This window comes from Aquaticitalea lipolytica (genome assembly GCF_014641635.1).
GTDB classification, from domain to species: Bacteria; Bacteroidota; Bacteroidia; order Flavobacteriales; family Flavobacteriaceae; genus Aquaticitalea; species Aquaticitalea lipolytica.
Window position 1 is genome coordinate 161,113 of sequence record NZ_BMIC01000002.1, and the last position, 15,121, is coordinate 176,233.

Genomic DNA, 15,121 nt, shown 5'->3' on the forward strand with positions numbered 1-15,121 from the left:
AAAAACCAATAATAACAGTAACTAAATCCCTAAAATATTACGCTCCTCTCTCCTATTGTTTTAGCCAAAATTTTATGAGGTCGTTTAAAATCTATTCGGCATAATAAATTTTCTCATTCTTTCAGATTCAGCGCTTCTGTATTGCTCTTGAATCTTACTCTTTATGTAATCCTTAATAGGAATAATGGCTAATTTATCATGAAACCTATCAACGTTTTCGAGAAGATTTGTCCATTTTTTTGCATAAAGTTCTCCCCAAATTACTTCTCCTGATTGAACTCCTGCATTTCCTATCCAGTCAATATTTTTAAAGAAATCTAAACCAGAATTTACACTTAAAAAATTATGAAATAATTCTTCATACTTTTCAACCATACACTCTCTTATAGTATCAAATATTATTTGAATGCTCTTACTTTCGAATGCATTTTTAGTGATAAAATCTTTGATAAAAATATAAGCGTTTTGTTTTTGTTCATCGCTTTTCAGATTATGAAATAATGCCGAAACAGAATGTTCAACAAATCCAAAATATAGCTCTTTTCCAATTAATAAGTCTATTATTTCCTCAATATTGGAATAGTCTTTAGAATTATCCCAAATGAATGATATTTCAAGCCCTTTAATATCTCCATGCACATCATATTTTGTGTAAAAATGAGAGAAAAAATCAAAAAGAAATTTAGGGTACTTACTATAAATATTTTTGAATCCAGTTTTTTGATAATCAAAAGACAACCCTGATTTACCTAACTCAAATTGTTGAAAATAAGATTTTTTTAAAAGGTCATAATCTTCTTTAAAAATATTTAAATTATCAGTGAACGGATAGTCGGAATAGGTTATTCTAATTGATTCGTTTTCAATCTTCAAAAAAATAATATTGATTACTTTTTTTAGAAAATCTTCATCTATAACATTAAATTTCGATAACTGATCTAAATATATATAGCTCGGTTTATTTATACCTTGTATTGTGTCTAAAGCCTCATTATAATAATACTCATCAATATGTTCATTAGGTAATCTCACTAATGAATCTATTTTCCAATGATTACTATATTCATTGTTCCATTTTTTTAGCAGTTTCCAGAGTGATAAAGACCATTTCTTTGATGTATTATTTATTGTAAATAATGTTTTATATAAGGTTCTTATATTATAGTTTTTATCTAAATATTGCTCGAGTAAATCGAATCCAACTTCATTATTATTAATAAAATTTTCAGAAATAATTATGTCAATTGAGTTTTCAATTTGTGAATTACTTACCTCACTAACTTTTAGAACATTTTCAATCGAATCAAAAAAAGAATTAAAATTTTCATTACTTGAAAAAGTGAAATGTTCCTTTAAATTTTCTGTTTTTAGTTCCTCATATTTTCTCCAATCAGTATAGTCATATTCATCTTTATCTCTCAATCTATTCCAGTCAATTCTTCTAAAGTTTCTATATTCAAGTGTATCAAATTTTGGTTTTAGTTTTTGGTATGACAAATTTGTAATACCTTTTTCACGATTTAATGAATTTATAAGTTCATTAACTACAAAGGTTTCTTTAAATGATTTTGGAGAAAAATATTCAGAAATAAATGGAACTAATAAAGTTAAATCAAAATCAATTATTTTAGGATTTCTATTTCTATATTCAGGTTTATATTCATTTATAACTTTCACAACTTCACTTCTACTTTCTTTAAAGCAGTAGAAAAGAGTTTCCCAGATATTCTTTCGAATTTCTCTAATTTCTTCACTATCTGTAATTGGATAATCATAAATTGTAATTGAATTTTTTCTGCCACCATGAGTTATATGAAATGAGTGTTTTAAAAAAGTCTTTGCTAATTCAATGAAAGCTACAGAATAATGATAAAAACCTTCTTCAATTTTTACTTTCAATAAATTTATAAACGTTGACTGTCTTTTGTAAGCGTAATTTTCATCAGGTTCATCAAACAATAAAGTTTCTCTAATTCTTCTAACAAATTCAGGTAAATGTTCAGGTTTCTTCCTAACATATTCAAATCCTAATTCAATTGACGGTATAAAAGAATCACTAAAATTTCTAAAAAAACGTGATAAATAATCTATAGTTAATTCTCTATTATGAACAAAATCATTTCTTTCATAAAAGGCAGAGTATCTTGGGTTTTTAGGTTCGTCAATTAAGTTTATTTTATTTAGGAAGTATGCTAAAGTTGCATCAGGTTTATAGAACCAAAAAACATCTAAAAATTCTAATAATTTTGAATGATCACCTTTATTTACACCAATATATTTATCAATTACAGGATTAATTTTAGACAAAACCTTTTCATAACCGAACGAATTATTTGCAGGGATAATACTATCTTTAATATTATATTTATGTGTTTCGAAATAATTAAATAGAAGAGTTTCAAATGATAATAATCCATCTCTAATGAAAACAATATAAAAGAAATATGTAGCCATTACCTGTTCTGAAATACGAATGTGATTATATTGAATCTCTACAAGTTCCTTTTGATGCAATTGTTCAATTGCTTCATTGAATTTATAATAATCCAAATTGAAGTCTAATAAGATTTTATTGATAAAACTTCTATTTTCTCTATCAATTGTGAAAAAGAATGAAACAAGAGCTAAAGAATTTAGTAAATCTTTATTAGAAAATAAATCAAAATCAATTGCATAACTTTTGAAATAAGATTCAAACAAGTCTCCAACATCACCAAGTAAAAATTCTATTTGTTTTTCTAAAGCTAACCGAGCTCCCATTATAGCAAGACGAGCATTTCCATCTGCAATTTGAACAATCTTTTTTTGATATTTACTGTTTTTTATTTTGAATGAATCGCTTTCTAATATTTCAATTATTTCTTCATCAGAAAACTTTGGAATATCTATTGTTTCATAATTAAAATCATGACATAAATTGTAAATATCTGATAAGGCATAATTTCTAACAGTTATAACTAACTTTAAGTTCCCTTTTTTCTTTGATTTAAAAAAACCAAAAATTTGAGATAAGTTTGGCAATTGTCTATTAGCATCATCAATCAAAAGAATATAGTTTTTATCTTCTTTCAATTGAATTTTTAGATCTTCATAAATATCAACATCTTTTTTTGCAATTACATAAGATATATATGAAGGGTTTTTTTCTTTAAAAACATTAATTGCTTGTATTCCAATCTTTGTTTTGCCAACGCCTGCTACTCCAGATAATATTAATAAATTGTTAGAGGTTAATATAGATTGAATACTCTCAAGTTCTTTTTGTCTATGAAAAAACAAATTATCAAGTGGTGTAGATAATTGATTAGCTCTATTGTTATACTCACTTATGAACGTTTCAAAAGGCAATATTTGTCCTGTGTCTAAAGACATTTCAAGGAAATCTCTTGCTAATGAATAATATTTAGATAGAATATCTAAAGCTATTGTATCAATACCTATTAATTCAATATTTATCTCTTTTTCTGATGCATACGTTTGTAACGATGTCTCTTCGGATACTTTAAGTCGACTATTAAAACATACTATTATTTTATTAATTTTACTTAATTCAACACCAGTTTTAGATTCATCCAAACACTTGTCAATATCGTCTTTTATTTTTGTGACTATTGATGTCGCTTGTGTTGTATATTCAATATATGCTAATTTATTGCCTGATATTCTCATAAATGAATCTGGAGTGCCGATTATTGTTTTTAGTTTTCCTAATTGACTTCCAGTACGATTCAAACTTGAATATTCATTCTCTCTCATAGTCAAGTATGTGTCACAAAGATTTTGAAACCCAGCTCCATCAATAGCTAATAGCTTTTGTTCTATTAATTGTAAACGTCCTGACATATTTTTCTATATTTTTTAGATTAAAAAATTATTTTTTAAAAATCTTTCGGAATGCATTTATATATTTATAAATAATCTAATAATAATGAAAATACCAGATTTTAATAAAGAATTTTTTTGCATCGCAAATGTCGATGAACCAGTATTATCTGCGATAGTTTCGAGTTATGTTTCCAAGAAAGGTTTCTACACTCCAATGTTCGAGTTTTATTCTGTTACATCAGCTGATTCCAATAAATCTGATTCAGAAATTGATGAACATCACTTAACAAGAAGTAGAGCTCGTCAATTCAATATAAAAATAGGAAATACAATTAGAAGATTAAGAGGTTGTGATAATATTTTATTAATAGGTTTAACAGAAAATCAACAAAGCTATTTGAAATTTCCAAAAGATTATAATGTAATTGAAATTAATGACATCAATGATGTTACATTTGTCTTGGGTTCAATGGTTGATAAGAGTAATATTTTAAGCTGTAAAGAAAGTCAAATTTATGAAGGTCTTGTTCAAGCCTTATCAAGTGATTCTATTTTGCATATCGATTTTAAAGCAGATGATATTGTTCCTTATTTAAATAATGAAGGAGGCATTGTTGTGGTTGAAAATGTTGATAAGGTTGGTGTTGTCATTGCAATAAATTATGGCATATCAATTAGTGCCAATGTTTTAATAACAAGTTCTTTAAAAATCGATAAAAGAAAAATATCAGCCTTTATTGAAGAGTGGAAAGATGGAAATCAAAATTCATATAATGATTTGAGTTCTTTTATTTATCCAAAAGTTGAAGATGTCAAGTTTGAAAATTATGATTTCGCAACATTTTTTACGGAAGGAGCTCCTTATTCACTTATTCTAAAAAATGTTATACCCATCTCACACGTGCATCTTCATTTAAATCCAGATTTTTTTATATTTAATAATCTGTATTTTGAGGATTCCCAAACTCCATATTCTGCATTAGTTTTTTCTCCTTTAGAGTTTAAAGATGAAGAAACGAATTTTGTAATAGATGAACTCACAAAAAAGGGTTATTATGTAAAAGAGTTAGTTGGTGAAAATGCAACATCTCACAATATAAATTATCATGTAAGAGAATACCCTTTTAACTTATTACATATCTGTAGTCATGGTGGAGAAGTTGATGGTTACAGCGTTAAACATAAATTTATTGATAGTAATGGCGATGAACATATCATAGAATATGATGAAGTAGTAAGCTTTGCTCCATCAAGATTAGAAGAAAAAATTCCTGTAACTTCTAAAAAGATTTGGAAAAAATTCGATGGTTATAAATGGAGAAGTGAAGAATTAAAAGCTATTGGATATCCACAGTATGTTTATACAGATATGCTCAATTCGACAAGAAACATTGATAAGAAAGAAAGGAAACCTAAAAAGAATATTCCATATTCGTGTGCTATTAAATGTTCAGATTTTAATTATCAAGCAATGTTTCATCATTTAGCATCGTCACATTCTCCATTAATTTTTAATAACACTTGTTGGTCTTGGTCTGATATAGCAGATTCATTCATATCTGTTGGTTCAAAAGGATACATTGGAACGCTATGGAATATTAATAATAACATAGCTGTAAAGTCAGCAGAAGTCTTTTATAAAAATTTATTTAATTCCACTATACTTGAAGCATTTAATAAATCAATTAAAGAAACAACTGGAAGTAAAGATGAAAATATATATATATTTTGGGGTTTGCATTTTAGTTCATTTAAGCAGGTTGCAGATGTTCAAATGTCAAAAAACACTGTTGTTGTAAAACTTTTAAAATCAATAGAGATTTGGAAAGAAAAATTGGATAAAACAACCGATAAACCTATGCGAGAAGAAATAGAGAGAATAATTAAATGGATTTCTAACCAATTATCAAAAAATTTCACTGAAGAAATAATTGATATATTGGGTAATGGTAAATCATAAGCCATTCCACACATATTATGCTTCCCTCCTATGTCGTCGCATAAAAAGTGTTCCATTAACATTGTGAAAACAACTTTTGTCAAGAAAAAAATAAAGAAAATGATGTTTTAAACTTTCGCTTTTAACCAAAGCTCAAGTTACATAACGCGGAACATTATAGTACAATATATAACAATATGATAATAGCACAATGTGGTGCTATTTTATATAGTTGCTTATTATTGCTTCTGTTAAAGTTAGTAATGATTTAATTTTATCAGCATCATAAGCATTTGGATGTGCATTAGAAAACATTCCTCTATCGTTGTCAAAATAAGTTCCTGATTGATTTTTATTCCGTTCTGACATTGCTAAATCATACAAAATATCAACACCTTTCTCTGCAGGAGACCAATGTTGACCGTAAGCTTCGTTTGCCATTTTAGTATTTAAAAGTGAGCCAGGATTTACAGCAATAGTAGTAATATTAGGATGCTCTTGAGCAAATTTAAAAGACCACATGGTTAATGCTAACTTACTTTGAGCGTAACTTTCGCTTGCATTAACTGTAGCGTCGCCAGTTAACACATCTTTTTGAACGGTAGATTGTGCTGCCGAACTTAAGTTTATAATTCTCGCATTTGTTCCTTTATCTAAAACCGATACAATGTTATCTGTTAAAACTACAGGTGCAAAATAATTTACAGCCATTCTGATGTCTAATCCTGCTTTAGTTTTATCTGTTGGACTTTTATATATGCCAGCATTATTTATAAGAATGTCTAATTTAGGCACTTCATTTTTTATTAGACCTGCTAATTGCTTTACTGCTTTTATATCTGAAAAATCTGTAACAAAACCTTTGATATTCTTATTGTTTGAGACTTCTTTTAATTCTGAAACAACAGTATTTAGTTTTGCTTCATTCCTACCATGCAGATATACATGATGCCCTTCTTTAGCTAATTTTAAAGCAGTTAATTTTCCTATTCCGTCTGTACTCCCTGTTATTAATATATGTTTATTCATTTTGCTTTTCTTATTTGTGTTCAGTTTTACTTTTAACTGTCACCTTGAGCGCAGTCGAAAGGTTTTGAATAGTTATCGGCTGCACTCGAAATGATATTATGCTTTTACTGCAATTTATTCAAAAGTTTTTATTCTGTTTAAAACGGTGCAATCATATCTTTAGGTTCATCTGGTAAACTCCAACGTTGGTGTGCTGTAACATTTTCTAATGCAACATCTTTGATGGTGTTACTACTGATGTTTCCGTAACTATTTGTGCTACCACGTGGAATTTGCATATGATCGCCATACAGCCAAACCACTAAATTACTGCGTTGTCCGCTAGTAATTGGATGTGTTGCATGTGGCACATTACCTCTGTGAATAATGGCTTTACCAGGCTCAAACTTTGTTTGTACCGTTTTTCCTGACGCTTTATCATAAAAATCAACTACAGAACCTGTAAATGCTTCATCGGGTAAATTAATGTTGATATTTAAGGTAGCAGCCGAAGCATCTGTATGCGCATGTAAATCCTTGTCCTTATCTGGATTGTACTGAATTGAAAACCCAAAGGTTTGGTTGTCATAGCCATAAGTACCTAATAACAATCGTGCAATCGGACGCATATATTTGTCCATAATAGCGTTGTAAAATGCCTGAAAATTAGGTGCTGCCAGATGTCCTTCAGAGCGAGGATCGAGCATCATTCCATAACGGTTTAATTGAATACCGTAAGGTGCACGTTTTGGAATTTCTGAATTTACAGCATCTTCTAGATAATTACGAAAATCGGCTAAACGCTCTAAATCAAAAAACTGTGTTTCATAAACACCTGGAATAATTTCTTTCCATAAATCGGCAACAGCGTTTTCTTTTTCTGGGTTTTCCCAAGCGTCGTTAATCGCTTGTCGCAAACCAGGATCAAGTAAGGTTTCGTCTGGGATTAGTAAATTGTTTTTATTTTCTATTTCCCACTCAGCCCAAGCTTCTTCTAATAATTTTCGTTTATCATTCCAAAATTTAGAAACTGACGGTTCACGTCTTAATGAAGCTTCACGAGATGGAACTTCTAGAGCACGAGCTTCTGCTAATGCATTTGTATTTGTTATTGTTTTCATAATTTCTACTATATTTTTATAATTGAATCTCTTGCAAATCCATTAGCATAGATTCCCAATTCTTTTGGTTGTTATGGTCGAATTGCGCACCATTTTCATCTGCAATTGTAAAACGCTTAATAGCTGGTGTTTTACTGGTTGCTTGAAATAACTGGTAAGCTTCTTCTTTTAAAGCGTCTTTAATTGGTAAATCGATAGAGGCATAAACAGCACGTTTACAAGCTTCGATAGATTCTGCTGGGAATTTAGAAATACGTTCTGCTAAAGCATCAACATAAGATCCAATCTCGTCAGCATCTAATGCTTTATTGATCGTTCCGAATTTTTCAGCTTCGTCTGCATCCCAATCTCTTGCTCCCAAAATAATTTCTAACGCTTTACCTAGTCCTGCTTGTCTTGCCATACGAGACGCTCCACCTCCACAAGGTAAAATTCCCATACCAACTTCCATTTGCATGAATTTGGCTTTTCCTCTTGCTGCAAATCTCATGTCTAATGCTAATGCCATTTCGTGTCCTCCACCACGTGCAAAACCTTCAATTTTTGCTATGGTTGCTTGTGGCACATTACTTAATCGTTCTAAAACCGATTGTAGGTCCAATAGCTGCACTTCATTTCTTGGCACAGCTTCTGTAGACATGTCTCTAAGTAAATTAGTATCGTAATGACAAACCCAATACCCAGGATTTGATGATTGAAAAACGACCACTTTTACACTTCTATCGCGCTCTAAACGTAAACACAAACTGCTTAAGTCTGCTAACATTTCTTGGCCTTGTACGTTTACTGGTCCGAAGTTGATATCAACCGTTAAAATTGCTCCGTTTTGTTTTGCTGTAAATGTTTGAAAATTTTTGTAATCCATGATTTCTAATGTTTTAATTAATACTGTTTTTTTTGTTATGTTTTAATTACAGTACAAACTTACCTCAGAGATCAAGGTGTTTTTTGGTAGAAAACAATGTGTTATTGGTAAAAAATAAGGTTTGTAGTAAAAACCTAGGCTAAATTGGCTTTATAGACACTTAAACTTATGCCTTTATATGCTTTAAAAGTTTTATTTAAGTGGCTAGAATCTGTAAAACCAAGCTCTATAGCAATTTCAGAATCTTGTGCATCTGTATACTTTAATCGTGTTTCTACTAACTTCAATTTATAATTAATGATGTATTTCTTTAAAGACACATCTGTGTGTTTTTTAAAATACTCACTGATGTAATTGTCTGCCATATGAAATTCTTCAGCTAGACTTTTAGTAGTTAATACTTCAGCATTATAAATATTAGAATGAATAAAATTTATGATTTGCTGTATTTTTGAAGATTTTACCTCTTTAATAGTTTCAACATTTATATACTGAATATTTCTGGCTATTAAATGAAGAATTACAGATAAAGAATTTTGAATGATGAAAATATCATTGGATAGTTTATTTAGATATTCAGTAGTTACCATATTTACTAAAGACACCAAATGTGCTCTGTCTGAAGTGGTTTCAAATTGCATCTCACGTAGTTGATGACTTTCGCTATTTAAAATTTCTTCGATTTTTCGAAACCAATCATTAACAGGAAGAGTTGCGTTATGGGAAGAGGTATTTCTAAAAAAACTCTTTAAAAACTTAATAGCTGTTACTGTTGTCGGTGTTTCAGCTTGTATAATATAAATGTCATCAGGAATAAATACAAAAATACTATTGTCCTTATAAGGCACTGTCTTGCTATTAATTTTTATAGTTCCTTTACCCTTTTCTATATAAACAATTTCGAAAAAACGTATTGTCGTGTATTGACAAAATGTAAAAAATGTTTCGTCCTTATACTTCTGAATTACGATATTTTCGATAATGGTTCTTGGCACAGCATAAATATATGTAAACAAAATTTAAACTTGAATGTTTTATAAAAGAAGCCATTTCACACACATTCCACTACGCTCCTATTGTCGCTTCGTAAAAAGAGTGTTCCATTAACATCGTAGAGAAACATTTGTCTAGAAAAAAATAGAGAAAACTGTGTGTTAAACTTTCGCTTTTTACCAAAGCTCAAGTTACATAACGCAGAACATGATAGTACAATTGAAATAGCGACATTTAAATGTTTTGAATAAAACTATCGAGATCCGTATCTTCAGAAAGATTAAGTTTTTTTCTAACCCGATATCTACTGGTATTTAAAGATGCTATGGTAATATTTTGAAGGTTAGCGATACTACGACTATCCATTTTGAGTCGAATAAAAGAGCATAATCTAATTTCGTTTTTACTTAAATTAGGATAGTTTGTAGAGAGCTGACTATAAAATGCATCACTGAGTTTGTCTACGCGTTCAAAGAAGTCTTTAGTGTCAGAATCAAAACTCACTTTGTTTTTTATTTCTTGTTCTAAATCCTCAATGAGCTTGTCTTTACTTTTGGTAGGCGCCAGTTTAATATCTTCAATTTTAGTTTTTAACAGGTTGGCCCATTTTTGACTTTGGGTAAGATTTAAAGCAAAGTCTGAGAGGTCTCTCTTTTTTGAATCTACATCAGACTGCAATTGTTCATTTTTTAAAGACTCATATTGAAGTTCCTTCTCTATTATTAATCGCTTGTTTTTTGAATTGATTAGAATTTGACGACGGCTTAAAAATAGTCCCACAAGTACAATGGTAGTTAGTAAAACGACTAATGCCATTAACCAAAGTTTTAGCCTTTGGCTCTTAATTTTATTCTCCTTCTGAATACGGTCTATTTTAAAATTAAGCGTTATACGGTCTAATGTCATATCATTAAACTCTTCTTGCCATTTCATATTATCAGTATTCTTTATATCCTGTAAACTGTCAGAAAAGCTTTTAACCCGTTTAGCTACGTTATAGGCCTCTTCAATATTTTGCTCTTTTAATAGAAGGTTTTCTTTAACGATTAAAAAATCCAGCATGGACGTAGCTGGGTATTCAGCTTTATTGTTTTTATCATTTATGATGGCTTCTAATTGTTTAAAATGGATGTTAGCAGCTTTTAAATTATTTAATTGAAGATTTGTGTTTACAAGTTGGGTACCTGCACTTATTAATCTAGGAACATCTATTTTGTCTGATCTTTCTTTTAAAGCGTATTTATAAAGCTCAAAATTAGCTTCATATAGCGGCAATGCGCTTTTATAATTATGTTGGTCTGAATAAACATCTGCAATATTATCTCTTATACTACCTATTAGAATATGCTGCGGAAATTTAGATTTAGTAATACTATAAGCTTCGTTAAAATATATTAAAGCTGAATCTAAGTCTTTCTTTGTCCAATAAAAAAACAGACCATAATTGTTAATTGCTGAAGGATAGAAAATATCATAATGCGCTTTAGCGAATTTAATATACGTTTTGTGAATCATAGCAGCACTATCTAGTGAGCCAATTTTTGCATAGTTTTCTGCTAAAAGACTATAAACAACCTTACGTCTTACTAAATAATCATTAATTTCAGCTTCAGTTAATTCATTTTCAATAGACTTATAATAATCAAAAAAGGCCTTATATGATTTTATGGACTCTTTAGTAAAGCCAATGCCTCCAAATAAATTTCCGGAATGTAAATAACCATCTAGCTTAAGTGTTTTATGCTCATTAACAAGAATTTTTAATAAGTCTAATCGTTCAAAATGTTGCTTTAAATAGGTTTCAAGTTGGGTTTCAGAAAAGGAAGCTCTTGTAAAAGTTTTGTATTCACTCTCTGGAAATGCCTTATTCATAATAGCACTAATACTGTCATATTTTTTTAGTGCCTGTTGGCTATTAAGTGCTTTTTGTTGTGCAACAACTGTAAGTGTTGACAAAATAATGCAGATAGACGTAATTGTGCGTTTTAAATGTTTCAACAATTGGGTGATATATTATTTTGATGCAATTAAAGATACATATTAGTATGGCAAAGTTGTAAGTAATTAGAGTAATTTTTTTTAAGAACAGTTTCGTGTACTACAAGTATTGCAATGGAATGAATTTGAAGTAAATGGTAAAAAAACAAAGCATAAAAAAAGGGTCACTAACATACATATTAGGACCCTTTGTTCATAGGAGTGTTTTGTTTAGCCTTAAGCCGAAAGTTTAATCATTTTGCGCTTATCATCTTGTCTCAACACAACCTTATAGGTAATTAATGGTGTTTTATTTGGCATGTATTTAATATCACACTGTATCTTGTCAAATGCCCATCCTGGATGGGATTTAGCCAAGTTAGCCATGATGTCATATGGCAATCTAATATTAGTGAATGATTGGTCGCTTGCTAAAATGACACCTCCTTGATCATATACATTAGTGATGGTATTGTCGCCTTCTTTAAAGACAACAGTATAGGTCGTGTTTTCTTTGGTAGCATATACTGAAGTTTCAGAAATATCATAACTGGCCACGTACTTTTGAAAGTTTTGAGCACGTTGCGGGACTTTTGATAATTTAAATGCTTCTACAAAGTTTGTGTTGAGCATTGTTGCTTCAACCCTGCTGTTCTCTAGCATGTCCATATTATTGACAGCTACATAGGCCAATTCATTTTGAGCAAAATTTAGGTTGGTTATGCCTAATAAAATAAAACCAAGTACGTACGTTTTCATAATAATATAGTTATAAGTTAATAGATATGAATAGCTATTATTCGTATCCCCTTTTTTAGGTATAGCTAAATTATCTTATAACGTAAGATATCTCTAATTTTTGCCATAGACTGGCACTGTACTAACAATAGATTTTTAATAGACAAGAGGATAACTAAGATGCAGAGGTGCTATGTAAAACACTTAAAACAAGCAAATTATAAGTTTTACATGAAGACATCTCTAAATCGATGACTTCTGAAAGGTGAAGTTTTTTACGTAGGCGATAGCTACTTTTATTAAAAGATGCCAAGGTAATATTTTACAATGCTCCTACATTTATTTTCAAGCGTATTAAGGAATGTAAACATATTTCGTTTTTACTCAACTTCGGAAACTTAGATTTTTATGACGGTCTTAATATACAAAGTGAGGATTTAAGTGTTTTTAATTATGCTCATAACCAAACACCTACTTTCAATTTATCTGTTGGTACTTTAGATACTGAATAATAGGCCTTTATACATCACCTGATTTTCCTTTGTTATCGTCTGACAAAAAGGTTAATGCATCAACATCTGTTGTGTTATGATAAAGAGCATCTGTCTCTACCATTACCTTGATTGTTACTTTTTTTCCCATGATTGTATATTTAATTGGTTAATTATTCAATATTTGTATAAGCTCTTGAGAAATGGTAGCCCCTTTTTGTATCTACAATAAAGCAGCTCAGCTGTAAATTAATATACTAGTGGAGAACACTAAAATTAATAAAATTATATAGTAATAACTAATTATTGTCAATATCTTGTAGTATTTATAATATAAAATCCTGTTCAAAAAACGTTCTTCTCATCAATTAGACTAAGTTTTCTTTTTGTCTTTTTATGTTGAATGTCAATATATGATAACAAAAAAACCCAACTGTATTGGGTTTTTTTGTTATCATATTTTAATTGTACTTACTTTATTCCTAATACTTATTGTTGAAGCACAATATCTCTAGTAGCAACTAATAAATTATCTTTCATTATAGGTTTTAAAATAGTGTCAATCCCTCTTTTAGCCAATCGCTTACGACACGACTTACTCAAAAACGGATCATTGTCAAAAAGCAAGGCATCCATATCATATTCGGGTTGACCTGGCGCTTTGATGACAGGGTGTATATGTTTAAGCTCTTTATAGCGCAATACTTGTCCTGGAATAAAGGTATAAAATGTGTATTGTCCATCAGCATTAGTTTTAATCCAACCTCTATGGTGTACGTAACGCTTATTGTTTTCTGTTTTTAACTCATAGTCACCATTTTCATCTGGTTGTTCTATGTATAAAATAACATCTTTTGCTGGTGTTTTTCCATCGCTTAAATAAATGGTTCCTGTAATTTTAAGCTTGTTCGATTTTGATTCAAAATCTGGAATACTATCTGTATTGTTTAATTGCGATTCGGAATAATCATAAAGTGCACTGCGTTTTAAATAATCAGCAGGTAAATCATTTGATGCAATTGTAGTTTCTTGTGCAATAAGTGTAAAGTTTACACTCATAAAAAAAGTAAAACAAAGTATGGTTAATAGATTTTTCATGGGACTGAAATTTTGTTAATCATCTCAAAACTAACCCATTCACTACTTTTAGCATTAAAAAACTTATGAACGCACAAATTTTACGATAAAAGGATAACAGATGACACGAACGTTAAATTTTACCGATAAAATGCATTCTAATTAAAAAGCTGCCTTTATTTAAGACAGCTTTTTACTATTAATCAATTATTTAGGTTTTTGAACAAATTATTTATTCGTTATCAGTCGTTGCAAGTACTTCAAATTTCCCATTAGCTCGAATGTAAATAATCACTTCTTGATCATCTTTTACAGTAATATAATGAGTAGAATTCTTTTCAGCACCAAAGTAATTTCCTGCATTTAGCTTATACGTTTCTTTGTATTCAGGTAATTGAAGCATAAGATTTCCTTGAATAATGACAGCTCTAAAATTTAGGCTTAAATTTTTAATTTCACCTTTAAAGTCAGCAGGTAGTTTAATTAAAGAAGCTCTTAATTCGCCTTCGTTATGGTTTCCCCATAAAAACGCAGTTTCGACGTCACTCTTATTAGAAACCCAAGTAATATCATTAGCGCTTAACCAAACTAAATTCGACTTGTCTACATTTACAGGGCGTTCGCCATTATCAAAAGCCTCAATGGTTGACTTTACTAAATAAGGTCCTTCTTGAATTTCAATATATGCTAAATTTTCTTCTCCATCTGCTGCAGTAATATGAGCTTCACCTGCTGGTTGAACCCAAAATGAGCCTGATGGCAACCACATATGTTTTGCATTCTCATCATCATTATGTAATAAGCCTTTAATTACAACTCCACGATATGTTACATTATGTATATGTGGTGGAGAGGAAAACCCCTTTTTGAATTTTACTAGAAACCCAGACGCTAAAGTATCGGTTCGGTCTCCCCAAAGTTGTCCAGCTGCTGGACTTTTGTCACCACGTAAAGGATTTAACCAACCCCATTTAATGTCTTGGGTGGTTACTACCTCGTTTTTAGACTTTGTATTATCTTTTGTTGGTGTTTGTGCATTTGTGAGGCCAGCAATGGCTAACATCGAATAAATTATAATATGCTTCAT

Annotated in this window: 11 protein-coding genes; 1 reads left to right on the plus strand and 10 read right to left on the minus strand. The window is 30.1% G+C overall.

Going from position 1 to position 15,121, the window contains the following annotated elements; translation table 11 throughout:
* Positions 1–84 precede the first annotated feature (84 nt).
* Positions 85–3,843 carry an nSTAND3 domain-containing NTPase gene (locus IEW41_RS07555; RefSeq protein WP_188605734.1) on the minus strand — a complete coding sequence of 1,253 codons (3,759 nt, stop codon included), beginning with the start codon at positions 3,841–3,843 and terminating at the stop codon, positions 85–87.
* 85 nt (positions 3,844–3,928) lie between these two features.
* Between IEW41_RS07555 and IEW41_RS07560 the strand changes: the two genes are divergently transcribed.
* Positions 3,929–5,785, plus strand: coding sequence for a hypothetical protein (locus IEW41_RS07560; RefSeq protein WP_188605735.1), 1,857 nt, complete (start codon positions 3,929–3,931; stop codon positions 5,783–5,785).
* Between the two features lie 198 nt (positions 5,786–5,983).
* On the opposite strand, the gene IEW41_RS07565 is transcribed toward IEW41_RS07560, so the two are convergent.
* From IEW41_RS07565 to IEW41_RS07600, 9 genes are all read right to left on the minus strand, one after another.
* Complete coding sequence (locus IEW41_RS07565; protein ID WP_188605736.1) at positions 5,984–6,793, minus strand: SDR family NAD(P)-dependent oxidoreductase; 810 nt, start codon at positions 6,791–6,793, stop codon at positions 5,984–5,986.
* 137 nt (positions 6,794–6,930) lie between these two features.
* Positions 6,931–7,893 (minus strand): 2OG-Fe(II) oxygenase, encoded by a 963-nt coding sequence (locus tag IEW41_RS07570; RefSeq protein WP_188605737.1) that lies wholly within the window; start codon positions 7,891–7,893, stop codon positions 6,931–6,933.
* A 16-nt stretch (positions 7,894–7,909) separates the two neighbouring features.
* Positions 7,910–8,758 (minus strand): enoyl-CoA hydratase/isomerase family protein, encoded by an 849-nt coding sequence (locus tag IEW41_RS07575; protein ID WP_188605738.1) that lies wholly within the window; start codon positions 8,756–8,758, stop codon positions 7,910–7,912.
* A gap of 134 nt (positions 8,759–8,892) precedes the next feature.
* Positions 8,893–9,774, minus strand: a complete 882-nt coding sequence (locus IEW41_RS07580) for a helix-turn-helix domain-containing protein (protein WP_229660196.1) — start codon at positions 9,772–9,774, stop codon at positions 8,893–8,895.
* Between the two features lie 211 nt (positions 9,775–9,985).
* Entirely contained in the window at positions 9,986–11,749 is a 1,764-nt protein-coding gene (locus IEW41_RS07585; RefSeq protein ID WP_188605739.1) for a transcriptional regulator, read from the minus strand.
* Positions 11,750–11,965: 216 nt separating this feature from the next.
* A complete protein-coding gene (locus IEW41_RS07590; protein WP_188605740.1) occupies positions 11,966–12,487 on the minus strand; it encodes a hypothetical protein in 522 nt (173 codons plus the stop codon).
* Between the two features lie 498 nt (positions 12,488–12,985).
* Positions 12,986–13,108, minus strand: coding sequence for a hypothetical protein (locus IEW41_RS14615; protein ID WP_262891378.1), 123 nt, complete (start codon positions 13,106–13,108; stop codon positions 12,986–12,988).
* Between the two features lie 338 nt (positions 13,109–13,446).
* Positions 13,447–14,055 carry a peptidase associated/transthyretin-like domain-containing protein gene (locus tag IEW41_RS07595; RefSeq protein ID WP_188605741.1) on the minus strand — a complete coding sequence of 203 codons (609 nt, stop codon included), beginning with the start codon at positions 14,053–14,055 and terminating at the stop codon, positions 13,447–13,449.
* A gap of 211 nt (positions 14,056–14,266) precedes the next feature.
* Positions 14,267–15,121 (minus strand): DUF4437 domain-containing protein, encoded by an 855-nt coding sequence (locus tag IEW41_RS07600; protein ID WP_188605742.1) that lies wholly within the window; start codon positions 15,119–15,121, stop codon positions 14,267–14,269.